Here is a 25212-nt window from a genome sequence, read left to right on the forward strand (position 1 = left end):
CCGCAGGCAGACAGTCGGACGTTTGGTCCTGGATACCGCCTGCGCGGGTAAGACAAGGGATCTTTTAAAGATTTACCGCAAAGGGCGCGGAGAAGGCGCAAAGGACGCTGAGGGAGTGGTGCTGTTTTTGCGTCCTCTGCGTTGCTCAGCGGTCTCTGCGTTTTCACCTTATTGAGAAAATCGGACCGTCACCCCGGACTTGATCCGGGGTCCAGAGCCGCAGGCTCAGTTTGTGCTTGTGGCCCTGGATATTCGCCTGCGCGGGTAAGACATGTGTGGGCTAAAATCTCATCCTGAGGAGGCGCGACAGCGCCGTCTCGAAGGAAAGGGCGTTACGCGTTCACATCGACGACGACACGACCACGGATTTGACCCTTCAGAATGGCTGGGCCCAAATCAGGCAGGTCGCCTAGTTTCTTATCCACGACCATTGCGTCCAGCTTATCGAAGGGCAGGTCTGTGACGATGCGGTCCCAGGCGGCAAGGCGGTCGGCGGTTGGGCGCATGACACTGTCGATGCCCAACAGGTTTACACCGCGCAGCAGGAAGGGGATCACGGTTGTGGGCAGTTTCGGGCCGCCCGCCAGACCGACGGCAGCAACGGAACCACCATAGCAGATTTGCGTTAAGACCTTTGCTAGCATGCTGCCACCAACGGCATCGATGCAGCCAGACCACAATTCCTTTTCCAGTGGTTTTCCGGACGGTTCGGCAAGTTCTTCCCGAGCCACGATCTGGCTGGCGCCCAGGTCTTTCAGATAGTCCGATGTTTCAGGTCGTCCTGTCACGGCGGCTACTTCATAGCCCAGTTTCGCCAGAATCGCGGTGGCAACAGAGCCTACGCCACCCGCAGCCCCAGTGACCAGCACAGGCGCGCCGCCCGGTTTTAGGCCATGCGCTTCCAAGGCCAGAACGGACAGCATGGCGGTGAAACCGGCTGTGCCAACCGCCATGGCGCGTTTCGTCGATAAACCCTCGGGCAGGGGGACCAGCCAATCGGCCTTGACCCGCGCCTTTTGGGCATAACCGCCCCACCAGATTTCGCCCACGCGCCAGCCAGTCAGAACAACCTTGTCGCCCGGCTTGTACCGGGGGTCGTCTGATGATTCTACGGTGCCAGCGAAATCAATACCGGGCACATGGGGAAAGGTCCGAACCAGCCCACCTGTCCCGGTAATGCACAGACCATCCTTATAATTCACGGTGGAATAGTCGACCGCAACGGTGACATCCCCGTCTTCGGGCAACCGGTCTTCAGAAATGTCCTGAATCTGGGCGGAAACCGCGCCTTCCGGGTCTTTGTCGACGATCAGTGCTTTGAACATGGACTTCCTTTCAAACGATTTCGGCTTTTACAAGGGCAGCGATACAACCTGTGCATCGCGTGGACCGGATGGCGTGTCTACAACCAGCGCTGTTCCAGGTTCCCAATAGTCTTTTTCAATCATAGCAATTGCAACGGTGGTCTCAAGCCTTGGGGACCAGGCGCTGGAGGTTACCTGTCCGGCATGGTGGCCGTCAGCGGTCAGCACAGACCATGGTTCAATAGTAAAGGGTAAGTTTCTGGCATTGATCTTCAAGCCACGGATCATGCGCTGAGGGCCTTCCATGATCGTCCGGATCAGGGCGTCGCGGCCGATACAGCCAATGGCATCCACGGTCTGACAGAATTTCCCCAAACCGCATTCATGGGGCGTGTTCAGGCGGGTCATGTCATTGCCATAGGACAACAAGCCTCCCTCAATCCGTTCGATCAGGTTTGGCCCCCCGGCGCGAATACCGTGGGGTTTGCCGGCTTCTTCAATCGCATCCCACAGCGCTTCGCCATAGGCGGAATCCTGCAGATAGATTTCAAAGCCACCCTGTTTTGAATAACCGGATCTGGCGACGATATATTCCTGTCCATTCAGCAACATCGGTTCGAAGCGGAAGAATTTGATGCCGCGCACGCGCTCCCCAAATACAGCGGCAACGACATCTTCCGCTTTCGGGCCTTGCACCGCCAGGGGGGACACATCCGGTTCCGTGACTGCAACATCCATGCGGGTTCCGGCAGACAGGCCCTTCACCCACAGCAGCAAGTCGCTGTCGGCGATTGAAATCCAATAGCGGTCGTCGGCCAGCTTAAGGGTGACCGGGTCATTGATCATACCGCCGGTTTCATCAACCATCGGGGTGTAATAGCATTGCCCGATCTGCATGTTCGATAAATCGCGCGGTGTCAGCAATTGCAGCAGGCGTGCTGCATCCGGTCCGCGCACTTCGACCTGACGTTCGCAGGCGACATCCCAGATCTGCACCGACTCTCGCAAATGGAAGTAATCATCCTCCAGCGAGTTAAACACGGTGGGCAGCAGCATGTGATTGTAAACCGTATAGGCCTTAACCCCGGCCTGGGTGACACGGCGACTAAAAGGGGTGCTGCGGGTGCGGCGAGAAATGGAAAGAAAAGGAGCGGTCATGGGCGAAACTCCAAAGAGAATAATGACGGCATTTCAATGTTTCCCCTACACCTGTCTGGGGTTCAGCGAAACATCGAAAATACTCATGGAAAATCGAATGAATTTCATCTGAATGGGGGGATCGCAGCCCGCAGCAGCATCACTCAGCCGCTTTTGAGGTTTTTATGGAAACGAAGGGCAGCGTTACCCGGAAACATGCGCCATCTCCCGGTGTCTGAGGCAGCAATTCCAGGTCACCCTGCAGGCGTTGCATGATTTGCCAACTGATGGCCAGGCCCAGGCCCGTCCCGCTGCGGCCATCTTTGGATTCGCGCCATCCTCGGGAGAATTTCTTAAAGATACGCTCCCTGTCATCGGCGCGTATTCCTTCGCCATTGTCCTGGATATAGACACAATAGCGATCATCCTCCAGCGTCGTGCGAATGGTTATAACGGGCTTATCAGATGTGTTGTACTTGATCGCATTGGTAATCAGATTCAGATAGACTTGGCGCAGGCGGTCGGCTTCCGCTTTAACCTCAATACCCGCCGCGCGCGCTCCAAACTCTATCTTAGTGTCCGCCTGCGATGCCAGGCCATGACAGGTCGCCACGGCCCGTTCCAGGGTTTCTTCTGGATCAACCCGTTGCAGAATCCAGGGTACCTGTTCGCCCTCCAACCGTGCCAGGTCCAGGATTTCATCCAGCAATCGTGTCAGGCGCATGCTCTCTTCCAGAATGATGCCGGTAAAACGCTGGGTCTCCTCAATAGTCATATCTGGCGTTTCCAGCAGGATTTGTGCGAAGGAGCGAATGGAGGTCATGGGTGTGCGCAGTTCATGGCTGACCTGACTCAGGAAGTCATCTTTCTGCATATCCAGTTGTTTCAACCGCTCATTGGCGTCGCGCAATTGACGTGCGGTTTGCTGCAACTGGTGGGATTTGACTTCCAACTGTCGACTGTAGTCGATGACCTGCTGCGTTTCATCGACGATCTTCATCAATTCATCCAGGCTGATGGTTTCCCCTTTCACCACCTGGGAAATCATCGCCCGGGCCGTCGCCGCCCCGACACTGCCCGCCAGTTCCCGTTCCAGATGACCGATAAACTCATCATCGGCGCGCGGCAGATGGCCGGATACCCCCTGTTTCTTGGCAAAATCGCTGAACAGGCGATAGGCGGTATTGGTGCCCAGAATTCGCTGGGCCAGGACAAACAGATCGCTGCTGGCGGCATAGCGGCGGATGAAACGGGATTCATTGTCAGCCGGTGCGCGGAAAACATCGATGAACAGGGCGCCCTGTAGCCGTTCCAGCGGTTTTGGGTCAAAAATCACGGAGACGATCACAAACAGAAATGTGTTGATCGACAGGCTCCAGAACAGGGCATGGACCAGTGGGTCCATGTCGGTTAATCCGAACAACGCCTGAGGCTGTAGGAAGCCAATCCCCCATGGTCCATTCTCAATGACGCTGAGCGGCATTACAAACTGGCCTTCAAAACTTGGGAAGAACAAGGTGTACAGCCATAGCATGAAACCCGCCGCAAGCCCGGCAAATGCCCCTTTCGCGGATGCCTGGCGCCAATACAGGCCGCCGATCAGACTGGGCAGAAATTGGGCAACCCCCAGAAAGGCGATCAGGCCAATGGATGCCAGGGCATCTGATTTGGCGCTGAGCCTGAAATAGACAAATCCCAGCAGCAGCACCAGACAGATACTGACTCGGCGGCTGAATAACAGCAGCTTTCGGATGTCGCCACTGGCCTTCATCTCAATCCAGGGCAGCCGCAGGGCAAGGGGCATAACGACATGGTTCGATACCATGGTCGACAACGCAATGCAGGCGACAATCACCATGGATGTTGCCGATGAAAATCCTCCCAGAAATGCAATCAGCGCTAAGGTGTGCTGATTCATCGCCATGGGCAGGGTCAGCACGAACATGTCCGGATTCGCGGTTTCAGGCAGGAACTTCAGTCCCGCTATAGCGATAGGCAGCACGAACAGACTGATCAGCATCAGGTAAAGCGGGAACATCCAGGATGCCGTGAACAAGTGCCGCTCATCCGAATTTTCGACAACGGTGACCTGAAATTGTCGGGGCAGGCAGATTACGGCCGTCGCCGCCAGAAATGTCAGGCTGACCCAACGCGGGCCGAAAACATCCTCAGTATTCAGAAAATCTGGCGGCGCCCAGGAGAAGACTTCCCCGGGGCCATCCGCGAGGGAAAAGACGACAAATAACCCAACCGCCAGCAGGGCGAACAGCTTGACCAAGGCTTCCAGCGCGATGGCAGCGACCACCCCGTGATGGCGTTCATTCGCATCAATATTGCGGGTGCCAAAGACAATTGTGAAGATCGCCATGCCAAACGCAATCCAGAAGGCAGTTGTGTAGTCCGGATCGCCAAAAACAGGATGGGCAAGATCGCTTACAACAGTGCCGCTGATCACTTGAAAACTGTTGGTCACCGCCTTTAGCTGCAGCGCGATATACGGCGTCGTGCCGATCACCGCGATCAAGGTGACCAGCACGGCCAGGCTTTCGCCCTTGCCATAGCGGGATGACAACAGGTCAGCGATGGAGGTGATGCGGTGAACGCGCCCGATGCGGACCAGTTTTCGCAACAGATACCAGAATCCAATAAAGACGATGGTTGGACCAATATAGATGGTCGCAAATTCCAACCCGCTTCTTACCGCCGATCCGACCGCGCCATAAAATGTCCAGGACGTACAATAGACCGAAATAGACAGGGTATAGATCAGCGGCGATTGGAACAGGCCGGAAGACCCGGTGCGTGCCTTCTTGTCGCCCCAGAATGCGACAAAGAACAACAGGATCACATATCCCAACGATACCGCAAAGACGAGATTACCCGACAGCATTAGGGGGGAGAATCCTGCGGATCCATGACCAGGGGGTCATTGGTTTCGGGCGTGTTCAAACGCCGTGCGTTCCAGGCCGTTAATACCACGGCCAATGTCCACAGACCGAACAGATACACGACGATTGCGGGAATGCCCGCCAGGCCTGGCTCAGGTCCGAATAAATGGATCATTGGCTTCATGATCAGCAGGGTGAAAACAACAGGAATGATCATCGCGATGTCGCGGGATTTGCGAATGGTGGTCGCGAAGGCGGCGCCGGAAATTGCGGTCCGTTGCGTGCGGCTCATGTCAATTCCCCTGAACGGCTGCTCAGTTGCTGGACGGTTTCAATAATGTGCTGGTTTGAAAATGGTTTGGTCACAAAGGCATTAGCGCCAATCTCTTCGGCCATGCGGCGATCCTGGCTTTGGCCTTTTGCGGTCAGGATGATGATCGGGATATCCTTCACGGTCTCGTCGGATCGCACGGCCTTCAAGACTTCAAACCCGTTCATTTTGGGCAGCATCACATCCAGAATGACAACATTTGGTTTGTCTGCGCGGATGCTGTTCAAGGCCGCTTCCCCATCGGTGACAGATGTCACATCGCAGCCTGATCGGTTCAGGATAAAACTGAGGGATTCAACAATATTTGGTTCGTCTTCCGCGACCAATACGCGTGTCGTCACAGCCATACCCTCCCCAATAGCATCATGCCGGTTGTTCCAGCTTATACACAGAACGGTAACGCTGGACCGCAGGTTGCGCAATGATTACGACATAAGGGTCGATTCGAAAGGGCTGGCCGATTTACCTGGTTCCACCAGGGGCGCTTGCTCTCGATAGGCGCAGGCGCGCCGCGTGCACAGCCTGCAACTGGGGCCGACAGGCACTTCCAGCGCGGCGGCGTTTAAATCCAGCCCATCGGCATAGATCGTGCGGTCCGCATACAGAATGTCACAGGCGATCATCACGCTGACAAGATGACGGGGGGCATTGAACCGGCTCTGCGCCTTACCCTGGGCGCGGGCGATGAACAGAAACCGCTCCCCATTCGGGAATTCTGCAATCTGCCGACAGATTGCCCCTGGCGTTTGGAACGCATTATACACTGCCCATAAAGGACAGGCATTCCCGTATCGAGGCAGGGGCAGGCGGGGCAGGGGCATTCGCTTGGTGATGAAACCTGCCGGGTCCGTGCGCATGAAGGCAAAGGGCACTCCTTCAGCACCCGGGCGCTGTAGCGAAACCAGGCGATGGCAGATCTGTTCATAGCTGGCCCCATATTTTCGGGCAAGATATTCAATGTCATACCGCGCGCGCTCTGCATCTTCCAAAAAAACCTGATAGGGCATCAGCAGACAGGCCGCACCATAAGAGGCCAGAGCCCCTTGCGCACGGCTGCGGGCTTCATCGCTGCGCAACAAGGGGGATGTTTCAACCAGTGTATCAAGCACCTTGCGCAAGGCAAAGCGACAGATCAGCCGGGCGATCTGCAACCGATAACCCGCAGCCGGTGCACTGTCTTCAATATGGAAAACCTTTGTCGATTCGTTGAATTCGACATTGTTCCAGACCCGATCCCGATCCATTTGATCGCTGGTCACGAACTGGACGGCAATACCAAAGCGCCGTGTCAGATAATCAATCATTTTAGAATCAACGGGGATCGCAAAGGCATCGATTTCCCGGCGCAAAGATTCTGCCGCCTGTTCGATTTCTGGAAAATGGTTGTTCCGATCCAAGATAAAATCGTCCACTTCCTCCAGAGGAGTCATGGCGGCGGTCTCGGTATCAGCGGTATCAAAGAACTGTGCAATGCCTTCTGCAATTCCGGAAAGATTGGTGCTTTCCATGGCCAACATGGACTGAAATCGCTGCCTTTCCTGATCGTCCAGATCTGTGATCGTATCCAGGATTTCGGCGGTCGAGCGAATGGTCGTGATCTTGGTCAGCATTTTGTGGATAGCCTCACCCAGATACGGATCCTGGTTCAGGCGATCTGACAAGGCGGCAACGGTTTCGTTACGATTGATATATGCACGATAAATCGCAACCATGGCTTTCGCCCATTCCGGGCTGCGGGCAACCAGATCCGCTGCGGAGCTTTCCCCGAGATCGAATTCCCGTAGCACCGGATCTGTTGCCAATTCTTGTATTTCCTGAACCAGACGACGTTCTGCTTCGCCGTCCAGCCATTCAATATCGACTTTCAGGTGGTCTGCCAGACCATTTAGCAGGCGCGAGGCAATGTTGCGCTTGTTGCGTTCAATCAGGTTCAAATACGAGGCGGAGATCCCCAAACGCTGTGCCAATTCCGTTTGAGATAGTCCAAGTTTTAGTCGCCGGTCTCTAATTTTTAAACCGATTGCTGATTGCGCCATCGTTAATATCCTCGCCCATGGGCTGAAATTACGTGGGGTAAAGTTACCTAATGATCGGCTAAATCGTTAGAAAGTTTCGTTTTTGTGCGGTGCGGGGTAAAGTTTTGACAGTTCACAGACTTAATTTTGTTTATCTTTTACAAGAAAATCATTTTAAGTCAATGAGTTATTGAATTTTTGACAAAACTAATTTACAGATGTGCCTGCGTCGCGGAAATTCATCACCCATAACGGGGATGCGGCCGCACGTCGGCCGCTCTTGCGTTGATAAGGGGGCGGATGCGCAAACGAGATTTGAACAATAGGAGGAAACAGAACATGGGTGGTTTCATTAAACCGGTAAACCGTCGTACCCTGCTTAAGGGCTCGGCTGCTTTGGGGGCGGCTGCTTTTGCCTCTCCTTATTTCTTCACCAAGGGTGCCAGCGCCTACGTGAATGACCCAACGAACAAGAGCAGTGTTGTGCTTGGTTTCAACGTACCGCAAACGGGCGCATATGCAGATGAAGGTGCGGATGAATTGCGCGCCTATCAGCTGGCAGTTGAGCACCTGAATGGTGAGGGTGATGGCGGCCTGATGAACACGATGAAGCCGCTGGCCCTGAAGGGTAACGGCGTGTTGGGTAAAAAGGTCGAATTCACCACAGGTGATACACAGACGAAGTCTGATGCGGCCCGCGCTTCTGCCAAGCGTATGATTGAAAAAGATGGTGCGTTGATGATTACCGGTGGGTCGTCATCGGGTGTTGCTATCGCGGTTCAGTCTCTGTGTCAGGAAGCTGGCGTTATCTTCATGGCCGGCCTGACCCATTCGAATGACACGACGGGTAAAGATCGTCGTCGCAACGGGTTCCGCCATTTCTTTAACACCGAAATGACGGGTTCTGGCCTGGCGCCGGTGCTGAAAGCCAATTACGGCACGGATCGTAAAGCCTATCACCTGACGGCTGACTATACCTGGGGCTGGTCTCAGGAAGGGTCGATCAAGAAGTATACCGAAGCCATGGGCTGGGAAACGGTCAATGCCGTTCGCACGCCACTGGGTGCTGGTGACTTCTCTCAGTACATCACGCCTGTTCTGAATTCCGGCGCCGATGTGCTGGTGTTGAACCACTATGGCAAGGACATGGTCAACAGCTTGACCCAGGCGGTTCAGTTCGGTCTGCGTGACAAGATGGTCAATGGTAAGCAGTTCGAAGTCATTGTTCCGCTGTATTCCCGTCTGATGGCACAGGGTGCCGGCGATTCCGTTAAAGGAATCTTCGGGTCCACCAACTGGCATTGGTCGCTGCAGGATGAAGGCTCCAAAGCTTTCGTGAAATCCTTTGGTGCGAAATATGGCTTCCCGCCGTCACAGGCAGCACATACCTGCTATGTTCAGGCGCTGCTGTATGCCGATGCGGCTGAGCGTGCTGGTACGTTCGACCCATGTGGCATTGTTGATGCGCTGGAAGGCTTTGAGTTCGACGGCATGGGCAACGGCCCGACGCTGTATCGCGCCGAAGACCACCAGTGCTTCAAGAAAGTGCTGGTTGTGAAGGGTAAAGAAAACCCGTCGTCACAGTTTGACTTGCTGGAAGTCGTCCAGGAAGTTCCAACTGAGCAGGTCACGTATGATTCAAGCGAAGGTGAGTTTGCAGGGGACCTTGGTGCCTGCAACGCCGGCTAAAAGGATCATCTGATCTAGTTTCGGATAAGGCAGTCGTCCCAAAGGGGCGGCTGCCGACCGAATCCAAGGGCTGTTCAGGTTTATATTCATTACTTTTGAAGAGGGGAGGGCGGTCGCCATGGATGCGATTCTCCTGCAGGTTCTAAACGGACTCGACAAGGGGGCGGCCTACGCATTGATTGCGTTGGGGCTGACCTTGATTTTCGGGACCTTGGGGGTCGTGAACTTTGCTCATGGCGCCTTGTTCATGTTGGGCGCGTTCTGCGCGGTCACGATCAACAAGGTGCTGACGCTCCAAAAGGTGGTTCTGTCCCAGACGGAGACCACGGCCTGGGGCACGCCGTTGGAGATACGCACACCTTTGGCGCAGGAATGGTTTGGCGATCTTGGTCTCACGATCATCGACTTTTCTGTCCCTATTTCGATAATTGCTGCAATTCCGGTCATGTTGCTGATCGGGGTGGTGATGGAGCGCGGGCTGATCCGTTACTTCTATAAGCGCCCGCATGCAGAGCAGATTTTGGTGACCTTTGGTCTTGCCATCGTTTTGCAGGAAATCATCAAGGCCTTCTTTGGTGCCAATCCAATTCAACAGAACGCGCCGGAAATGCTGCAGGGGGCGATTGATTTTGGGGCATTGTTCGGCAATCCAGGCGCCCTGGTTTATCCTTTATGGCGAATGGTTTACCTGGCCTTTTCCGTGATTGTGATTCTGTCCGTCTTTGCCTTCCTTCAATTCACAACATTCGGGATGGTGGTCCGTGCGGGGATGGCGGATCGCGAAACCGTGGGCTTGTTGGGAATTGATATTGATCGGCGATTTACGATCGTCTTTGGCATCGCCGCGGTGGTCGCCGGAACAGCAGGGGTGATGTACACACCTATCCTGCCACCGGATTATCATATGGGGATGGATTTCCTGGTTCTGTCCTTTGTCGTCGTCGTTGTTGGTGGGATGGGCAGTCTTGGCGGGGCTGTATCCGCAGGCTTCCTTCTGGGTATCCTGCAGTCCTTTGCGTCAATGTCGGAAATTCGGGATCTCTTGGCGAAGGTTGGAATCATCGGCCTGGATCAAATCATCATTTATCTAATCGCAATCGTCATTCTGTTGGTCCGCCCGCGCGGTCTGATGGGACGCAAAGGCGTGATGGAGTAGGGCCATGTTGTCATTGTTTACAAAATCGTCCGAAAAGTCGGACCTGCTTCTTCTCGCGCTGTTTGCCGTTGTCGTTTTCGCCATGCCGATCTGGCTGGCTCCCTTCGGGGCTGCCTATCCGGATCTGATGCAGCGCTTTGCGATCTACGGCATATTTGCGACTGGGTTTAATATCCTGTTTGGTCTGACCGGTTATCTGTCTTTTGGCCATGCTGCCTTCCTGGGTGTCGGGTCCTATACTGCGGTCTGGACATTCAAATTGCTGGGCATGAATCCGATTCCGGCAATCATTGCTGCCATCATTGTTGCGGGCCTGTTTGCATTGCTGATTGGGTTTATCAGCCTGCGTCGCTCTGGGATCTACTTTTCGATCCTGACGCTTGCCTTTGCGCAAATGTGTTACAATCTGGCCTATTCGGTTCTGACGCCGATTACCAATGGGGAAACCGGCCTGCGGGTGTTGCGCGATGATCCCCGTCTGTTTGATGCGCCAACCGTTGGCGATGGGGGGCCGTTGATCTCCCATATCGCAGGGATTGAGATGACTGGCATGCCCGGATTCTATTTCGCTGCCGTACTGCTGGTCATCATGGTCGGGTTGGCGATGCGGATTTTTCGGTCTCCCTTTGGGATGATGCTGAAAGCCGTAAAAACCAACCAGACCCGGCTGAACTATACGGGCGTCAATACGCGACCCTATACACTTGCGGCCTTTGTTATCTCTGGCATGTATGCCGGTCTGGCAGGGGCTCTTTTATGTGTGATCGATCCCCTGGCCGGGGCGGAGCGTATGCAATGGACGGCCTCTGGTGAGGTTGTGCTGATGACCATTCTGGGTGGGGTCGGTACGATCATTGGACCAATCCTGGGGGCGGCGCTGATCAAGTATTTTGAGAATATCTTCTCGGCCTTCAACGATCAGACATTGAACGATATCTTCAGCTTCCTGCCGGATCAATTGCGAGAAGGTGTTGTTTCCGTGACCTCCCTTTTCGTGGGCGAGGGCTGGAATTTGAGCCTGGGTATCCTGTTCGTAATCATCGTTGTTTTCCTGCCGGGTGGCGTCACAGAGGGACTGAACCGCATCGGCAGGTTCGGATTGCGGCGACTGGGGATAGGACGCAAATCAAAAAATGAGGATGAAACCTCACCCGCACCGGGAGAATAGTCATGGGCATTCTTGAAGTAAGAGATGTGAATAAGAATTTCGGGGGCCTGAAGGCGCTGCACAATGTCAATCTGGATGTCCAGGAAGGCAGCGTTCACGCCATCATTGGGCCTAATGGTGCGGGGAAATCCACCTTACTGAACTGCTTTATCGGGCGCCTGACACCGGATACCGGGTCGGTGATGTTTAACGGATCATCGCTGTTGGGCCTGAAACCGCATGAGATAAATCAGGCCGGTGTGGTGCGGGTGTTTCAGACGCCTGAGATTTTCTCAGAATTATCTTTGCTGGAAAATGTCATGATCCCGGCATTTGCCAAACGGGACGGCGCTTTCAAATTGAATGCTTTTTCTGATGTCGCCCGTCATGGCGAAATCCGGGAAAAGGCAATGCATATGTTGGAAGAAGTCGGCCTGGCCAATGATCGGGATAAGACGTCCTCCAGCATGTCGCGCGGGGACAAGCGCCGATTGGAACTGGCAATGTGTCTGGTTCAGGATCCGGTGCTGCTGTTGTTGGATGAACCAACGGCGGGGATGTCTCGCGCCGATACGAATGCAACAATCGATCTGTTGAAAAAGATTGGTGGCCGGGGCATCACCAAGATCGTGATTGAGCACGATATGCATGTTGTATTCTCTCTGGCGGATCGGATTTCCGTTCTGGCTCAGGGGACGGTAATTGTTGAAGATGTTCCCTCCAAAATAAAAGGGAATGAAAAGGTTCAAGAAGCTTATCTCGGGGGAGCGCATCTATGAATGGGACACAAAGAGCCGCGCGCGTTCAACCGGCGGCGACCTCTGGCGGTGATACCGCCTATTTCGCAGTTCATAATCTGCATGCTTATTATGGTGAAAGCTATATCGTTCAGGGCGTTAGCTTTTCCATCAAGGAAGGCGAAATTCTTGCCCTTTTAGGGCGCAATGGGGCGGGTAAGACCTCAACATTACGGGCGTTGGCGCGCGTGGCTTCTCCAGAGTTACGACAGGGGGAGGTCTGGCTGGATCATGAACCCCTGCACACGATGGAGGCACATCAGGCCGCCCGAACCGGTATTGGTCTGGTGCCGGAAGATCGACGCATCATTCAGGGCCTGACCGTGCACGAAAATCTGCAATTGGCACAAATCGCCCCACCGGTCGGCTGGCCAATTGAACGTTTGTATGAATTGTTTCCGCGTCTGGGAGAACGCCGCAGTCAGGAGGGGACAACCCTGTCGGGCGGAGAACAGCAAATGCTGGCTGTTGCCCGCGCCCTGGCGCGCGATGTGAAACTGTTGCTGTTGGACGAGCCCTATGAAGGTCTGGCCCCCGTGATCGTGCAAGAGATTGAACGGACGCTGGAAGAAATCAAGAAATTGGGCATGACGACCATCATCGTAGAACAGAATGCCATTGCGGCCCTGCATCTCGCAGACCGCGCCCTGATCCTGGATATGGGCCAGGTGGTGTTCGACGGCACCGCAAAGGAAGTGCTGGATAACGCGGAACTGCGCCAGGAATATCTGGCGATTTAATCAAGGGCGTCTCTGTGAGGAATTGACTTTTGGCGCGAAAACGCCTATCTGTCATGTGTGTCATAAAGAGCATTTTGAGTTGGCGTCACCTGTAAATCGGCCTGCTCATGTGGATGGTAAACTCTGCAGGGAGTTTATTCGCAGGACACTTCGGGTGGTTTCCGAACCCATTGAGCTAAGGAAACGCTGCTACTGCGACACCTAAATTAGCGCACGGATCCCACACGGGTTCCGTGCGTATTTGTTCCTGAAAAAGCTGTGACAATTGACCAAATTGTGCCGTCGTTTCGTTGAATGCATTCCAGAATTGCAGTGCCGGAGACATGACGGACAGCCATCAGTCGAATTTTACGCGAGTATCTGTCACCGAAGTATAGTGGTGTTCCAATTTGGACAATGTTTGAGACAAAGTTTGGGACTTCATCAAAAGATGTCAGTCCGATTTGCGCCATTTCTTTGGCGTGTTCTCTCCAAATATGTATGGCTCCGAAGCCCCTGTTCGGACCCACATGCTTTCCTTGAAAGAGAAAAATGTCTCCCGTCGGAATGATATCAATTTTGGATTTAATTTGGGGTACATTTCCAAATATGTATGATCCTGATCTTGGGTTTATTAGCAGTTTTTTTTGACATTCTTAATACTTCGCTTCTTAATTTTCTGCTGATGCTATAGGCCTCTGGTATGAAGTGCTATCAGCTTGTTGAAGCTGTTATAGCGCGAAGAAGAGGGTTTCAAGCGATCCATGATTGGATGGCTTGTAGTAACCTATCGATTTTATTTACTCCTAACATCGAATAGAAGAACTGACGGTAAATCTGCCTGTCTTTCCGATTCTCAAAGATCGTTCAGATTGAGGTGTCGGGGGATCAGCGCTAAAGTGATCAAAATAGTTAGATGTCGAAGAATAATGTTAGGGAGGGTACATCAATGACAACATCATCGGGTCCAAAAGATCGCTACACAAAAGGCATGACTGTCCGTCGCAGTGTTCTGGGCGACAAGCATGTCGACCGTGCTGAAGCCAATAAGACTGATTTTGATATTCCCTTTCAGAATTTCATCACGGAAGGGGCCTGGGGCACCGTCTGGGCGGGAGATCATTTCACCAAGCGGGAACGCAGTCTGGTGACGATTGCCTTATTGGCGGGTCTTGGTCATTACGATGAGGTTGCGATGCATGTTCGCGCCAGCCGCAATACAGGCGCCACGGCGGAGGATATTCGCGAAGTGATGATGCATGTCGCAGTCTATGCAGGGGTGCCCGCCGCGAACAATGCCATCAAATATGTGAAGCGTGAATTGGCCGCCATGGCCGAAGAAGAAAAAGCAGGAGAATGACGCCATGACGGATTCTTTGTCGCCGCGCGATTGGGCCAGCCACCCCGCCTATATAGATCCTGGATACAAATCGACCGGTCTGCGGGGCCCAAAGCAGCCCCTGATCAAACTGCCAACAGGGTTGGGAGAGGGGTTGGGGCCGCGCTTTGGGAAGGACCATGTCTTTGAGCATGATGCCGACCTGACCCGCAACGGGCGCGTGAATGGCGAACCCCAGGGCGAGCGTATTATCGTCACCGGCCGCGTGTTGGATGAGGATGGTCGCGCAATCCCCAATACCCTGGTGGAAATCTGGCAGGCCAATGCGGCCGGGCGGTATGTTCACAGCAAGGACCAGCATGATGCGCCCCTGGACCCGAATTTCTTTGGCGCCGGCCGGTGCGCCACCGATGATCAGGGTGTCTATCAGTTCATGACCATTAAGCCAGGCGCTTATCCCTGGCCGAACCATTTCAATGCCTGGCGCCCCAATCACATCCATCTGTCGCTGTTCGGACCCAGCTTTGGCACAAGGCTGGTGACTCAGATGTATTTTCCGGGAGATCCGCTCTTGGCGCTGGACCCGATTTTTCTGGCAACGCCGGAGGGTGCACGGGATCGCCTTGTCGCGGATTTCGCAATTGATGTGACACAAGAGGCCTATGCGTTGGGATATCGCTTCGATATCGTTCTGCGTGGCCGCAACGCTACCCCGATGGAGGAGTGAACCAATGTCAAAGCTGGGTCAAACCCCGTCACAAACCGTCGGGCCCTATTTCGCCTATGGCCTGACGCCCACACAATATGGCTATCCGTTGAAAAGCGCTGCCGGGCCGGAAGTGGAAGGGTTGGCAGAAGCAGGTGGCCCGCGTATTCGCCTGGAAGGGCGCGTATTGGATGGCCAGGGGGCAGTGATCGAAGACGCCATGCTGGAAATCTGGCAGGCGGATGCACAGGGACGCTATCCTGGTGCGCCCGGCGGCGCAAACAGCGGGTTCACGGGATTTGCGCGCTGTGGAACGGGCACGGCACCGGACAAATCCTATCGTTTCGAGACTGTGAAGCCTGGCTGTGCGGAGCCTGGCTGTGCGCCCCATATCAATATGATCGTGTTTTCCAGGGGGCTGTTGTCCCACGCCTATACGCGGGTTTACTTCCAGGATGAAGCCACCGCCAATGACAGCGATCCCGTTCTGGCCCTGGTGCCGGAAGACCGACGCAATACGCTGATCGCCAAACGTCTGGAGACGGATCAGGGAATTGTTTATCGCTTTGACATTCGCATGCAGGGGGATGGGGAGACTGTGTTCTTCGACCTGTGACTTTATGCTCAGGGGGGAGGCCTCGACCGTCTCTTCCAGTTGGGATAGAGTCAGAGAAACAAAACATTTGAGGAGACGATATCATGACCGCAGCAATCGTTGGCTGGGCCCATACGAAATTTGGGAAGTTAGAAGATGAGGATGTTGAAAGCCTGATCGGGCGTGTTGCCGAACAGGCGTTAGCCGATGCTGGTGTTGCGGCGGAAGATGTCGATGCGATCTATCTGGGCTGGTACAATGGCGGCTTCTCCAAGCAGGATTTCGGGTCGTCTCTGGTCATGAACTCTGTCGATGGATTGCGCTTTAAACCATCAACACGGTTGGAAAATGCCTGTGCGACCGGATCGGCTGCGGTGCATCAGGGCGTGAACTTCCTGGAGGCGAAACAGGGGCGCATCGTATTGGTCATCGGTGTGGAGAAGATGACGTCAACGCCCGGACCTGAGATTGGTGGTATCCTGTTGCAGGCGTCCTACCTTAAGGAAGAAAGCGGTGTCGAAGGGGGCTTTGCAGGCGTCTTTGGGCAGATCTGCAATGGCTATTTCCAGAAGCATGGCGATCAGTCCGACGCGCTGGCGACCATCGCGGCCAAAAATCACAAAAATGGCTGTGACAATCCCTATGCTCAGATTCGCAAAGATCTGGGATTTGAGTTCTGCCGCACCGTTTCGGACAAGAACCCGATTGTCGCGGGACCTTTGAAACGCACGGATTGTTCGCTGGTATCGGATGGCGCTGCGGCGCTGGTCATGGCCGATATGGATACCGCCTTGGGCATGAAGAAGGCGGTCGCTTTCCGGGCACGGGCACAGGTGAATGATTACCTGCCGCTGTCCCGGCGGGACATGACCTATCTGGATGGCTGTGCGCGCGCCTGGGATCAGGCGTTTACCAAGTCCGGCCTGAAACTGGATGATCTGGATTTCGTCGAAACCCATGACTGCTTCACCATCGCGGAATTGATGCAATATGAAGCTATGGGCCTTGCCAAGCGTGGTGAGGGGGCGAAAGCAGCTCTGGACGGTGTTACTCAGAAAGACGGCAAGTTGCCGGTCAATGCGTCCGGTGGCTTGAAGGCAAAAGGCCACCCCATTGGGGCGACGGGCGTTTCCATGCATGTCTTAACCGCCATGCAAACCCGGGGCGATGCCGAGGATATACAGGTGAAGGATGCCAAGCTGGGCGGTATCTTCAACATGGGCGGTGCGGCGGTTGCCAACTACGTCTCCATTCTGGAGGCAGTGAAATAACCAGGAAAGGCCATGGCGGGTCATCACCACCACCATCACGTTGATCCCGAAGCAGGGGATGCGAAAGTGTTCTGGGCTGTGTTCGTGAACATGGCCCTGACGGTGGTGCAGATTGTCGGTGGTGTCCTGTCGGGCAGTCTGGCCCTGATCGCCGATGCCCTGCATAATTTTTCGGACGCGATTTCGCTGATCATTGCCTTCGTTGCCCGCAAGATCGCCAGGCGACCGGCGAATGAGGATATGACCTTTGGCTATGGTCGCGCAGAAGTCGTTGCCGCATTGGTCAATTATACGACCCTGATCGTGATCGGCCTGTATCTGGTCTATGAGGCCGTGATGCGGTTCTTTCAACCTGAACCAGTGGCGGGGTGGATGGTGGTCATCATTGCCGCTGTTGCGCTGGTGGTGGATCTGGTCACCGCCCTGCTGACCTATTCGATGTCCAAGGACAGCATGAATATCCGTGCGGCCTTCCTGCATAATCTGGCCGATGCGATGGGGTCGGTTGCGGTTATTCTGGCAGGCAGTCTGGTGATCCTGTTTGACTGGTGGCTGGTCGACCCCTTGGTGACGCTGCTGATTGCGGGCTATATTCTGTATATGGCTTTTAGTGAGATTGGCCCCGCCATCCGCATCCTAATGCTGGGCAATGCGCCCGGACTGGATACGCAAAAGGTGTTGAGTGATATTCGCGCCGTGCCTGGGGTGGACAGCATCCACCATGTCCATCTGTGGCAGATGCAGGAACACGAAAACGCCCTGGACGCCCATGTCGTGATTACAGAAGGCAAATGGTCGCAGGCCGATGCGATCAAACATGCGATCAAAGACCGCTTAGCCTCCCACTTCCACATCCACCACGCCACATTGGAATTGGAATGCACCCATCATGCCTGCCCAGAACCCCAGACGATCGGGCACGCGGCAGAAGACAGTCCTGCGCTCAAACATACCCATCACCATTAAGGCAATGCTCTAAACCCGATATGCCTCCAGTGCGTCCAGGTCGAAGGTGAAGCCGGTGCCGGGGCGGGTGGGGATGTCCAGGGTGCCGTCTGGGTTGATTGTCACCTTCTCGCGGAACAGTGGGGCGAACCAGGGCATATATTCGATGAATAGGCAGTCGCTGGTGACCAGGGACAGGCTGTGTTCGGTAAACAGGTGAGGGGAGAAGGGGATGCTGGCCGCCGCCATTTGGCCGATGACCCGCCGAAATTCCGTATAGCCGCCCATGCGCTGAAGATCGGGCATCAGGATATCGGCTGATTTCTGCTCAATCATATCCCGGATGCCATAGCGCAGATATTCCGTCTCCCCAGATGCCAGGGCCATGGGGATGGCGGTGCGGATTTCTGCGTGACCGGCGCGGTCCCAGGTGGGGACGGGCTCTTCAAACCAGAACAGGTTGTATGGTTCCAAGGCGCGCCCCAGTTGGATGGCTTCAGGCACAGACAGGCCCTGATTGGCATCGGCCATCAGTTTGATATCCGGACCAATGGTGTCGCGTACGGCTTCAACCCGTTCGATATTCTGTGCCAGGGGGATCTTACCCAGCCGGACCTTCATTGCCTTAAAGCCCTGTTTCAGGAAATCCTGTGCTTCCTGGACAAGATCAGTCGGGCTTGCGGCCAGCCACATCCCGCCGCTGGCATAGGTCGCGACACGCTGGCGGCTGCCGCCAAAGACCCGGTGTAGGTTCTGGCCGCTGGCCTTGCCCACAATATCCCAGCAGGCGATGTCGATTGGGGTCATGGCCATGACCGATATGCCCGCCTGGCCCAGGAAATTGCTGTTCTGGAACATGTCGGCCCATAGGGCTTCTGTCATAAAGGGGTCGCGGTTCAGGACCATCGGGACAAATGCCTGAACCATGGCTTCCAGAACCCGCAATTTCTCAATACCGAATGCGAAGATATGCCCTTCACCCTCAAGGCCAGTGTCCGTTGTCAGGGTCACCAGCAGGCAGGAGACGGAGTCTATGCGGTGAATGGAGGTCCGAAGCGGTTGCTCCAGAGGCAGGTCCACCCGCCGCAGGGTAATGTCTGTAATCAGCATGGCATGTCGCACTTTCGGCAAAGGTCAAAAATCATCCTGCCCCTACAATGAGCGGAATGGACCGATGCTGCAATCTGACTCAGTGCGGTTTCGCTTCTGTCGTTATGCTGAACGATTCAGATTTTGGTTTCTCTGACAGGGTCCCTGTCTCAGACAGGGCGGGGTTGATCTGATTGATCGCGCCCGCTGGCGTCTTTGGCGGTTTTTCACCACTGTCGGTCTTATGCGAAGATTTCAGAGTGGGTTTGGGTAAGGCCTTTTCTGAGATGTGGCTGTAATTGCCTTCGATCTTGGCACCGGCAGCGACCTCGATCACTTCATGGCGGACATCCCCGATCATCGTGGCGGTCACGTTCAACTTCACGATCTTGGCTTCGATGCTGCCAAAAACAGAGCCGTTGATAATGGCTTCCTGCGATTTGATCTGGCCGGACACTTCACCGGTTTTTCCGACCGTTACGGAACGACAGCGAAGATTTCCCTCCAGCTTTCCATCCAGCAAAAGATCGATGTCGCCATCAATATCGCCTATCACAGACATGCCCTCAGCGATGTGAGACCGTTGCGCGGGGCGCGTCTCTGTGACTGGCCGTGGTTGCTCCCGATCCTTTGAACCGAACATATGGTACTCCTCCTCCCCATAAGAACCAGATGTAGAAATCCTTAACTAATTGTTAATCAATGTAGATTAGCCTGCGACAAGGTTCAACCGTCGCATTGTTAAGATTTCAAAAAGGCTTCGTGAATGGGAAGAGAGAACCTATTCCGCAGCTTCAGAGTCGGCGGACGATTCCAATTCAGCGATGAATTTCTCGGCCTCCAGGGCAGCCATACAGCCCATGCCTGCGGCGGTGACGGCCTGTCTGTAAATCTTATCCTTCACATCGCCCGCAGCGAAGACACCGGGTCGATTGGTGGCCGTCGAATCCGGCGCGGTAATCAGATATCCTTCCTCATCCATCTCCAGGTGGCCCTTGAAGACAGCGGTCGCGGGATCATGCCCGATGGCAACGAATATGCCATCGACGGCAAGTTCGGACACGGCGTCTGTGTTTCGATTGCGCAGTTTCAGGGATTCAACACTGGGGGGATTTTGAGAGCCACAGATTTCTTCAACCACCGTATCCCAGATTACCGAAACTTTTGGATGTTTGATCAGGCGGTCCTGCAGGATCTTTTCCGCACGCAAACTGTCGCGGCGGTGGATCAGGGTCACTGATTTTGCATGATTGGTCAGATACAGCGCCTCTTCGACGGCGGTGTTGCCGCCCCCGACGACGGCGACATCTTTACCCCGGAAGAAAAATCCATCACAGGTCGCGCAGGCAGAAACGCCCCCGCCCATGAAGGTCTGTTCACTGGGCAGGCCCAACCAGCGGGCCTGGGCCCCAGTTGCGATGATGATGCTGTCGGCCAGATAGACTGTGCCACCATCACCGATAGCCTTCATCGGGCGGCTGGTAAAATCAACATCCATGATCAGGTCATAATGGATCTTGGTGCCGACTTTTTCAGCCTGTTTTTGCATCTGGTCCATCAACCAAGGGCCCTGGATCACATCCTCATAGCCGGGATAATTCTCAACATCCGTGGTAATCATCAATTGCCCGCCGGGCTGCAAGCCTGCAACCAGCATGGGTTCCAGATTGGCACGCGCGGCATAGATAGCGGCCGTGTATCCTGCCGGTCCGGCACCGATGATCAGGACTTTGGTGTGATGCTGCTGGGCCATGAGATGTCCTCTGCTGGATTGTTGGTGGCGCGGGGGCGGTGATCTTTCGTCAAGATAATCACCCGGCCCGCATCCGCAACCGCTTCCTTGCGATTATTTCCGTGTCAGCAGAATAAATGAATAATCCGGGGCGGAAATGGCTGGGTCCGTTGGTGGCGGCCCGGGTTCTCGCCATGCTTCCTGCCATTGGCTGCGATCAAAGTCTGGGAAGAATGTATCAGCCTCGGGCTCTGCATCGACCTCTGTAATATACAGGCGTGTCGCAACAGGCAGGGTCTGGCGATAGATTTCTGCGCCGCCGATAACACTGATTTCATCGACTCCCATTTCTCGTGCCAGATTGCGCCCTCGGGCCAGGGCATCATCGATATGGGAAAACACCTCGGCCCCATCCGCTTTATAGCCCGCGTCGCGAGTAACAATCAGATTCGGGCGACCGGGCAGGGGCTTGCGGGGCAAAGATTCCCAGGTCTTGCGCCCCATCAGGATCGGCTTTCCCATCGTCATGCGTTTAAAGAAAGCCAGGTCACCGGGCAAACGCCAGGGAAGTCCCCCTTCAATACCAATGGCCCCATTGCGGGCAATGGCGACAACAAAGGCGATGTGAATTTCTGTCATGGTTTTGTTTTTACCTTTTTCGCCCGACTGGCCTTAGCCGAAGGCTTCTTGGTTCTGGCCTTACGTGCAGCCTTCTTCAACGCTGCGCGACGCCCTGCCTCCAGGCCTAACCGTGCCCAGTCTAACAGCAGGTCATCCTCGTCAAAGGCCTCATCGGGGCATTTGCGCAGAGCGGCGACGATGGTGGTGCCGGTTTTCTTCTGGTAGCTGAAGGGCGCGCAGTCTGCGGCATCGAATTGTGCCGCGGTCAGGGCATCGCTCTTCCAATACAGCGTGTCATTCAACACAATGCCAAACATCGCCCCGTCGATGAACAGGCCCGCGCCGCTGAACATCCGGCGCGGCGTGATGGGCCCCAGCGGCTCCAGTCGTTCACACAGCCAGTCCAGATAATCTTTGCTGACCGCCATGCCCTGCCGCCTAAACCGCGATCGGGGCTTTTATGGTGGGGTGCGGATTATATTCAGTAAGCGTAAAATCGTCGTACTGGAAACCAAAAAGATCGTGAACGCGCGGGTTCAAGGTCATTTTCGGCAACGGGCTGGGACTGCGCGTAAGCTGCAGGTCGGCTTGTTCCAGATGGTTCAAATATAGATGCGCATCGCCCAGCGTGTGGACGAAATCGCCAGGTTCCAATCGACAGGCTTGCGCCACCATCATCGTCAACAAAGCGTAGGAGGCGATGTTGAATGGCACACCCAGAAAAATGTCGGCGCTGCGCTGATAGAGTTGGCAACTCAGGCGTCCTTCGGCGACATAGAATTGAAACAGGCAGTGACAGGGGGGCAGCGCCATGGAGTCGATATCCGCCGGATTCCAGGCGCTGAGCATATGCCGGCGGCTGTCTGGATTGGTCTTGATGCTCTCCAAAAGGGTGCTCATCTGGTCGATGATGCGTCCGTCCGGTGCCGCCCAGGACCGCCATTGCTTGCCATAGACCGGGCCCAGATCGCCATTTTCATCGGCCCATTCATCCCAGATCGAAACACCATGTTCTTTCAGATAGGCGATGTTCGTGTCGCCTTTCAGGAACCACAGCAATTCATGGATAATAGAGCGCAGATGCAGCTTTTTTGTGGTCAACAGGGGGAAGCCCTCTGACAAGTCAAAACGCATCTGTCGCCCGAAAACAGACAGCGTTCCTGTCCCGGTTCGGTCGGTCTTTTCGATGCCGTTGTTCCGGACATCCTGCAGTAGATCTAGGTATTGCTTCATGGCGACACTATTAAAGAGGATTCTGAGGCAATCTGAAAACCCCTTTCATTCATTCGGGGAACTCCCTATATATATTTCGTCGAGCAATCGACTATGGCGCTAGAGGGCGCTGCGGAATAAGCGTAGTGGACCCGGGGGCAGTACCCGGCGCCTCCACCAATTTCGCCGATGGAGCCAGCGTAAAGATGGTCCCTCGGCACCTCCCTTGAAAGACAGGGAGGGACTATGGGGGCGAAATAGGATCGACACGCGTGGTAAAGGCAGATGTCTGCGTCCGGCATGGTACCGCCGTATCGGGCCAAATCGCTAAATGCGAACGATAACGACGAGATGGTTGCTGTCGCTGCGTAAGCAGTCTCGGTAACAAAGTCGTAATTCCTAGTGGACTCATCCTCTGCTAGGTGGGGCCTGGGGGGGCCTAGCAACAGAACCCCCCGTTTTCTGAAAAGCTGCCGATTGTGCAATATTTTTGATATTCCTCCGATTTAAGGAGGGAAGGTCGGTTCGATTAATCTGATAGTCACCTGCCTATGGCATTGATAGCGGGTGGTAAATATGAAACAATTAATAGCATAGGCTTATTTTAAGCCTGATTCTAGAGGATATGATGTCCCAGAAACGCAAAAACCGCTCTGAAATCGATGTGCCGTTGGATCGTGACAGCTTTATGCAAAGTATGTTGCGTGATTTGGCGGGGGTTTTGCAGGATTCCATTGGAATGCAAGAAGCCCGCGGGTTCGTGTCCATTGTCGGCGCGCGTATGGGGGATACTTTAAATACACTGTATCGGAAATCATTTGGCCAGAGCCGACTGACTGCAAACCAGGCGGTTGAAGCTATGGTTGATCTTAAGCAGCGCATTGACGGTGATTTCTATGTGATATCACAAGACGAAACGGAAATTGTGCTGGGCAATCGGAAATGCCCATTTGGGGAAAATGTGCGCGGTAGACCCGCCCTGTGTATGATGACATCAAATGTTTTCGGTCGCATCACAGCAGAAAATCTGGGATATGCCCGTGTCGAAGTCGAAGAATCATTTGCGCTTGGAAATGATCGATGTCTGGTTCGTATTGGGCTGAACCCGCAGGAGTCGGACAAGGAAAAAGCAAGCGGGCGAGAATATTTTCGCATTGATGAGGATCCCTAATGGCGGCCCCTCACCCAGAGGATAGCGATGAGGATGCAGCCCTTGCTATTTGGGGCTCTATTCCAGAGCCAATCCTTTTAATTGCAGCCGACGGGTTTGTTTTAAGAGGGAATGATCGCTTCGCCTCTGCTTTTGGCCATGTGATACGTCCGAAATCAGAGAAAAAGCTGACAGATATCTTCTCCAACTCGACGGAATTTTTTCAGCAGGCTTTAAGGGATTGGCTGGGAACCAGGGAGCCTTTGCCAAAAATTTTCCAACAAAGCGGGCAAAATGGCGTTTCGACGTCATTGCGTGTTGAAGGCTGGCGAACGCAGTATGGGGATCGCGCGGCCGTTATCTTAAGGTTTTTCCAGGGCAATCCCAGCATTGACCGTTTCATTGAATTGACGACGCTTGTCGATACCCTGAACAACGAATGCGCCAGACGGGCACGGATTGAGGATGAACTGCGCAGCCTATTGGGTCAGTTGAATGCCGTAAACAATATGCGTGATCTTATTATGGCGCAATTGAGCCATGATCTCAGGACCCCGTTGAATGCGGTGCTCGGGATGTCTGAATTCATCCTGTCTGAACCTTTTGGAAAGATGAATCCACGCTACAATGACTATGTTAATGACATTAAGCTCAGTGGCGAAATTCTGCTGGAACAGGTGAATTCTGCTCTGTCGATGACCGAAGACACGGATATTCTGGACCGGACGAAGGACCTTCTGGCGGATTTGTCAGACTGTCTGGATAGCTGTCATCGCGTCGCATCCCCAATTGCCCAGCGGCGCGGTATCGATTTGTTGGTGCCCACGAACATTCGCGCCCCCCGAATTCGGGCGGAAAAGACATTGGTTAAGCAAATTCTAATGAACCTGATTGGCAATGCCACGAAGCATATCGAAGAAGGCGGGCATATTAAGGTCGATGTGGATTGGCAAATGGGCTCTGACCTGAATGTCAGTGTGATTGATGATGGGCCCGGAATTGATCCTGAAAAGCTTGAAACTCTTTTGCGGTCTAATTCACGAGACGCCTATGCGACCAACAAGACCGGTTTTGGAATGGGATTATATCTTACAAGTCGATCTGCTGAGGCGATTGGCGCGCGAATCTCTATCGACAGCGCACCGGGGAAAGGGACAATTGCAACAATGACAATTCCCGCTGCGATGTTAGATATGTCCACGCTATAGCATTTCAAGGCGACGGTTTTTCGTAACCACAGGCGGGTATCAGCCACTGATCTGTGATGGGCGCTGCAGCCCACCCAGTTGCTGTCGCTGCGTAAGCAGTCTCGGTAACAAAGTCGTAATTCCTAGTGGACTTATCCTCTGCTAGGTGGGGCCTGGGGGGC

General features: G+C 54.4%; 24 protein-coding genes and 1 other RNA gene. 13 read left to right on the forward strand and 12 right to left on the reverse strand.

Features of this window, described 5'->3' with window-relative positions:
- Positions 1-332: 332 nt before the first annotated feature.
- The 6 genes from ACOSDM_RS15620 to ACOSDM_RS15645 form a co-directional block, all read right to left on the reverse strand.
- The gene (locus ACOSDM_RS15620; protein ID WP_420725482.1) at positions 333-1325 is read right to left on the reverse strand and encodes an MDR family oxidoreductase; all 993 of its coding nucleotides are present in this window, start codon (positions 1323-1325) and stop codon (positions 333-335) included.
- 27 nt (positions 1326-1352) lie between these two features.
- Entirely contained in the window at positions 1353-2462 is a 1110-nt protein-coding gene (locus ACOSDM_RS15625) for a dimethylsulfoniopropionate demethylase (protein WP_420725483.1), read from the reverse strand.
- 139 nt (positions 2463-2601) lie between these two features.
- Complete coding sequence (locus tag ACOSDM_RS15630) at positions 2602-5331, reverse strand: ATP-binding protein (RefSeq protein WP_420725484.1); 2730 nt, start codon at positions 5329-5331, stop codon at positions 2602-2604.
- A complete protein-coding gene (locus ACOSDM_RS15635; protein WP_420725485.1) occupies positions 5331-5621 on the reverse strand; it encodes a hypothetical protein in 291 nt (96 codons plus the stop codon). The genes ACOSDM_RS15630 and ACOSDM_RS15635 overlap by 1 nt, the downstream gene beginning before the upstream one ends.
- A complete protein-coding gene (locus tag ACOSDM_RS15640) occupies positions 5618-6007 on the reverse strand; it encodes a response regulator transcription factor (protein ID WP_420725486.1) in 390 nt (129 codons plus the stop codon). The genes ACOSDM_RS15635 and ACOSDM_RS15640 overlap by 4 nt, the downstream gene beginning before the upstream one ends.
- Positions 6008-6085: 78 nt before the next feature.
- Entirely contained in the window at positions 6086-7696 is a 1611-nt protein-coding gene (locus tag ACOSDM_RS15645; protein ID WP_420725487.1) for a helix-turn-helix domain-containing protein, read from the reverse strand.
- A gap of 318 nt (positions 7697-8014) precedes the next feature.
- Between ACOSDM_RS15645 and ACOSDM_RS15650 the strand changes: the two genes are divergently transcribed.
- From ACOSDM_RS15650 to ACOSDM_RS15695, 10 genes are all read left to right on the forward strand, one after another.
- Positions 8015-9364 (forward strand): substrate-binding protein, encoded by a 1350-nt coding sequence (locus tag ACOSDM_RS15650; protein ID WP_420725488.1) that lies wholly within the window; start codon positions 8015-8017, stop codon positions 9362-9364.
- Between the two features lie 118 nt (positions 9365-9482).
- On the forward strand, positions 9483-10520 hold the full coding sequence (locus ACOSDM_RS15655) for a branched-chain amino acid ABC transporter permease (protein ID WP_420725489.1): 1038 nt from the start codon (positions 9483-9485) through the stop codon (positions 10518-10520).
- A gap of 4 nt (positions 10521-10524) precedes the next feature.
- On the forward strand, positions 10525-11688 hold the full coding sequence (locus tag ACOSDM_RS15660) for a branched-chain amino acid ABC transporter permease (RefSeq protein ID WP_420725490.1): 1164 nt from the start codon (positions 10525-10527) through the stop codon (positions 11686-11688).
- Between the two features lie 2 nt (positions 11689-11690).
- Positions 11691-12446 (forward strand): ABC transporter ATP-binding protein, encoded by a 756-nt coding sequence (locus ACOSDM_RS15665; protein ID WP_420725491.1) that lies wholly within the window; start codon positions 11691-11693, stop codon positions 12444-12446.
- Positions 12443-13204 carry an ABC transporter ATP-binding protein gene (locus tag ACOSDM_RS15670; RefSeq protein WP_420725492.1) on the forward strand — a complete coding sequence of 254 codons (762 nt, stop codon included), beginning with the start codon at positions 12443-12445 and terminating at the stop codon, positions 13202-13204. Before ACOSDM_RS15665 ends, ACOSDM_RS15670 begins: the two co-directional genes overlap by 4 nt.
- Positions 13205-14132: 928 nt before the next feature.
- On the forward strand, positions 14133-14543 hold the full coding sequence (pcaC, locus tag ACOSDM_RS15675) for a 4-carboxymuconolactone decarboxylase (protein WP_420725493.1): 411 nt from the start codon (positions 14133-14135) through the stop codon (positions 14541-14543).
- 4 nt (positions 14544-14547) lie between these two features.
- Positions 14548-15249: a protocatechuate 3,4-dioxygenase subunit beta gene (gene pcaH / locus ACOSDM_RS15680; protein ID WP_420725494.1), complete on the forward strand. Its 702-nt coding sequence runs from the start codon at positions 14548-14550 to the stop codon at positions 15247-15249.
- 4 nt (positions 15250-15253) lie between these two features.
- On the forward strand, positions 15254-15844 hold the full coding sequence (gene pcaG, locus ACOSDM_RS15685; protein WP_420725495.1) for a protocatechuate 3,4-dioxygenase subunit alpha: 591 nt from the start codon (positions 15254-15256) through the stop codon (positions 15842-15844).
- A gap of 83 nt (positions 15845-15927) precedes the next feature.
- Positions 15928-17094: an acetyl-CoA acetyltransferase gene (locus ACOSDM_RS15690; RefSeq protein WP_420725496.1), complete on the forward strand. Its 1167-nt coding sequence runs from the start codon at positions 15928-15930 to the stop codon at positions 17092-17094.
- A gap of 12 nt (positions 17095-17106) precedes the next feature.
- Positions 17107-18060 carry a cation diffusion facilitator family transporter gene (locus ACOSDM_RS15695; protein ID WP_420725497.1) on the forward strand — a complete coding sequence of 318 codons (954 nt, stop codon included), beginning with the start codon at positions 17107-17109 and terminating at the stop codon, positions 18058-18060.
- A gap of 9 nt (positions 18061-18069) precedes the next feature.
- Here ACOSDM_RS15695 and ACOSDM_RS15700 read toward each other — a convergent pair whose 3' ends face one another.
- The 6 genes from ACOSDM_RS15700 to ACOSDM_RS15725 all read right to left on the reverse strand — a co-directional run bounded on the left by ACOSDM_RS15700 (position 18070) and on the right by ACOSDM_RS15725 (position 22714).
- Complete coding sequence (locus tag ACOSDM_RS15700; RefSeq protein ID WP_420725498.1) at positions 18070-19149, reverse strand: mandelate racemase/muconate lactonizing enzyme family protein; 1080 nt, start codon at positions 19147-19149, stop codon at positions 18070-18072.
- A 79-nt stretch (positions 19150-19228) separates the two neighbouring features.
- Positions 19229-19771 (reverse strand): bactofilin family protein, encoded by a 543-nt coding sequence (locus tag ACOSDM_RS15705; protein WP_420725499.1) that lies wholly within the window; start codon positions 19769-19771, stop codon positions 19229-19231.
- Between the two features lie 138 nt (positions 19772-19909).
- Entirely contained in the window at positions 19910-20881 is a 972-nt protein-coding gene (gene trxB, locus ACOSDM_RS15710) for a thioredoxin-disulfide reductase (protein ID WP_420725500.1), read from the reverse strand.
- 93 nt (positions 20882-20974) lie between these two features.
- The gene (locus ACOSDM_RS15715) at positions 20975-21499 is read right to left on the reverse strand and encodes a dihydrofolate reductase (RefSeq protein ID WP_420725501.1); all 525 of its coding nucleotides are present in this window, start codon (positions 21497-21499) and stop codon (positions 20975-20977) included.
- Positions 21496-21909, reverse strand: coding sequence for a TfoX/Sxy family protein (locus ACOSDM_RS15720; RefSeq protein ID WP_420725502.1), 414 nt, complete (start codon positions 21907-21909; stop codon positions 21496-21498). Before ACOSDM_RS15720 ends, ACOSDM_RS15715 begins: the two co-directional genes overlap by 4 nt.
- A 10-nt stretch (positions 21910-21919) precedes the next feature.
- Positions 21920-22714, reverse strand: coding sequence for a thymidylate synthase (locus tag ACOSDM_RS15725; protein ID WP_420725503.1), 795 nt, complete (start codon positions 22712-22714; stop codon positions 21920-21922).
- 39 nt (positions 22715-22753) lie between these two features.
- Here ACOSDM_RS15725 and ssrA point away from each other — a divergent pair.
- The 3 genes from ssrA to ACOSDM_RS15740 all read left to right on the forward strand — a co-directional run bounded on the left by ssrA (position 22754) and on the right by ACOSDM_RS15740 (position 25051).
- Positions 22754-23153: a transfer-messenger RNA gene (ssrA, locus tag ACOSDM_RS15730) on the forward strand.
- Between the two features lie 165 nt (positions 23154-23318).
- A complete protein-coding gene (locus ACOSDM_RS15735) occupies positions 23319-23864 on the forward strand; it encodes a methanogen output domain 1-containing protein (protein ID WP_420725504.1) in 546 nt (181 codons plus the stop codon).
- Positions 23864-25051 (forward strand): sensor histidine kinase, encoded by a 1188-nt coding sequence (locus tag ACOSDM_RS15740; RefSeq protein WP_420725505.1) that lies wholly within the window; start codon positions 23864-23866, stop codon positions 25049-25051. Before ACOSDM_RS15735 ends, ACOSDM_RS15740 begins: the two co-directional genes overlap by 1 nt.
- Positions 25052-25212 lie beyond the last annotated feature (161 nt).

It is taken from the genome of Hwanghaeella sp. LZ110 (genome assembly GCF_048892525.1).
Classification (GTDB): Bacteria; Pseudomonadota; Alphaproteobacteria; order UBA8366; family Aestuariispiraceae; genus Pacificispira.

What these genes read in the sequence shown, in the direction of transcription:
- ACOSDM_RS15620 (WP_420725482.1), bottom strand. Translation starts at nt 1,325, where the DNA reads ATGTTCAAAGCACTGATCGTCGACAAAGACCCGGAAGGCGCGGTTTCC.
- ACOSDM_RS15625 (WP_420725483.1), bottom strand. Translation starts at nt 2,462, where the DNA reads ATGACCGCTCCTTTTCTTTCCATTTCTCGCCGCACCCGCAGCACCCCT.
- ACOSDM_RS15630 (WP_420725484.1), bottom strand. Translation starts at nt 5,331, where the DNA reads ATGCTGTCGGGTAATCTCGTCTTTGCGGTATCGTTGGGATATGTGATC.
- ACOSDM_RS15635 (WP_420725485.1), bottom strand. Translation starts at nt 5,621, where the DNA reads ATGAGCCGCACGCAACGGACCGCAATTTCCGGCGCCGCCTTCGCGACC.
- ACOSDM_RS15640 (WP_420725486.1), bottom strand. Translation starts at nt 6,007, where the DNA reads ATGGCTGTGACGACACGCGTATTGGTCGCGGAAGACGAACCAAATATT.
- ACOSDM_RS15645 (WP_420725487.1), bottom strand. Translation starts at nt 7,696, where the DNA reads ATGGCGCAATCAGCAATCGGTTTAAAAATTAGAGACCGGCGACTAAAA.
- ACOSDM_RS15650 (WP_420725488.1), top strand. Translation starts at nt 8,015, where the DNA reads ATGGGTGGTTTCATTAAACCGGTAAACCGTCGTACCCTGCTTAAGGGC.
- ACOSDM_RS15655 (WP_420725489.1), top strand. Translation starts at nt 9,483, where the DNA reads ATGGATGCGATTCTCCTGCAGGTTCTAAACGGACTCGACAAGGGGGCG.
- ACOSDM_RS15660 (WP_420725490.1), top strand. Translation starts at nt 10,525, where the DNA reads ATGTTGTCATTGTTTACAAAATCGTCCGAAAAGTCGGACCTGCTTCTT.
- ACOSDM_RS15665 (WP_420725491.1), top strand. Translation starts at nt 11,691, where the DNA reads ATGGGCATTCTTGAAGTAAGAGATGTGAATAAGAATTTCGGGGGCCTG.
- ACOSDM_RS15670 (WP_420725492.1), top strand. Translation starts at nt 12,443, where the DNA reads ATGAATGGGACACAAAGAGCCGCGCGCGTTCAACCGGCGGCGACCTCT.
- pcaC (WP_420725493.1), top strand. Translation starts at nt 14,133, where the DNA reads ATGACAACATCATCGGGTCCAAAAGATCGCTACACAAAAGGCATGACT.
- pcaH (WP_420725494.1), top strand. Translation starts at nt 14,548, where the DNA reads ATGACGGATTCTTTGTCGCCGCGCGATTGGGCCAGCCACCCCGCCTAT.
- pcaG (WP_420725495.1), top strand. Translation starts at nt 15,254, where the DNA reads ATGTCAAAGCTGGGTCAAACCCCGTCACAAACCGTCGGGCCCTATTTC.
- ACOSDM_RS15690 (WP_420725496.1), top strand. Translation starts at nt 15,928, where the DNA reads ATGACCGCAGCAATCGTTGGCTGGGCCCATACGAAATTTGGGAAGTTA.
- ACOSDM_RS15695 (WP_420725497.1), top strand. Translation starts at nt 17,107, where the DNA reads ATGGCGGGTCATCACCACCACCATCACGTTGATCCCGAAGCAGGGGAT.
- ACOSDM_RS15700 (WP_420725498.1), bottom strand. Translation starts at nt 19,149, where the DNA reads ATGCTGATTACAGACATTACCCTGCGGCGGGTGGACCTGCCTCTGGAG.
- ACOSDM_RS15705 (WP_420725499.1), bottom strand. Translation starts at nt 19,771, where the DNA reads ATGTTCGGTTCAAAGGATCGGGAGCAACCACGGCCAGTCACAGAGACG.
- trxB (WP_420725500.1), bottom strand. Translation starts at nt 20,881, where the DNA reads ATGGCCCAGCAGCATCACACCAAAGTCCTGATCATCGGTGCCGGACCG.
- ACOSDM_RS15715 (WP_420725501.1), bottom strand. Translation starts at nt 21,499, where the DNA reads ATGACAGAAATTCACATCGCCTTTGTTGTCGCCATTGCCCGCAATGGG.
- ACOSDM_RS15720 (WP_420725502.1), bottom strand. Translation starts at nt 21,909, where the DNA reads ATGGCGGTCAGCAAAGATTATCTGGACTGGCTGTGTGAACGACTGGAG.
- ACOSDM_RS15725 (WP_420725503.1), bottom strand. Translation starts at nt 22,714, where the DNA reads ATGAAGCAATACCTAGATCTACTGCAGGATGTCCGGAACAACGGCATC.
- ACOSDM_RS15735 (WP_420725504.1), top strand. Translation starts at nt 23,319, where the DNA reads ATGATGTCCCAGAAACGCAAAAACCGCTCTGAAATCGATGTGCCGTTG.
- ACOSDM_RS15740 (WP_420725505.1), top strand. Translation starts at nt 23,864, where the DNA reads ATGGCGGCCCCTCACCCAGAGGATAGCGATGAGGATGCAGCCCTTGCT.